Below are 741 nucleotides of genomic sequence, written 5' to 3' on the forward strand. Positions count from 1 at the left end.
CAAGACAAGCACGCCTTAATCGAGCACATTCATCGTAAATATGCCGAAGACGAACAGACAATCTGCCCGCACTTAATGAGCTTGCTGTGCGCCTATTCATGGCCCGGTAATATCCGTGAATTAGATAACTTACTTAAGGTCGCAGCCCTACTCGCGAGTGATGAACGACAACTCACACTCGAGCATGTGCCTAGCCACCTTGCTCAACATCTCACGTTATTAGCGCAAGATAATCAGCATCAACTGACGACTCCTAATACCTTCAAAGGCACAACGAATAACGATTTAAGAAGTACCGTTGAGGAAACCTTGCTGCAAACGTATCAAGCCAATCAGGGCAACATCAGCAAGACATCGCGAATACTGGGTATCAGCCGCAATACCATTTATAGAAAGCTAAAGAGCTTGGGGATTCTTTAATAATGAAGATGATCAATGGCCCAGTTACTTGAATTTAGTCTGCAACGTATAAATGCATACTTTTTAAGTGGGTATTCCACACTTCAGATGAAATTAAAATGTGACTGATGTCATATAATGAGTAATATATATCCACAACACCCTCAAACTACAACCTCCTGATTTACCAGGAAATTAAAAACGGCATCAAGTATAAAATATCAACAAATACAATTAGATAATAGAATAAAAACAGCCATACACCTATCTTATTGCTCCTCTCTAAAAGACATAATCCGAAGCGTTATATCATCCTATTTATATTTTTAATCACCCTATTCT

1 protein-coding gene is annotated in these 741 nt (G+C 39.3%); it reads left to right on the plus strand.

Features of this window, described 5'->3' with window-relative positions; translation table 11 throughout:
- A partial coding sequence (locus tag AB4653_RS23725) for a helix-turn-helix domain-containing protein (protein WP_372105473.1) occupies positions 1-420 on the plus strand: 420 nt, incomplete at its 5' end.
- Positions 421-741: the final 321 nt, after the last annotated feature.

The organism is Vibrio sp. 10N.222.48.A3 (assembly GCF_041475345.1).
GTDB lineage: Bacteria > Pseudomonadota > Gammaproteobacteria > Enterobacterales > Vibrionaceae > Vibrio > Vibrio tasmaniensis_A.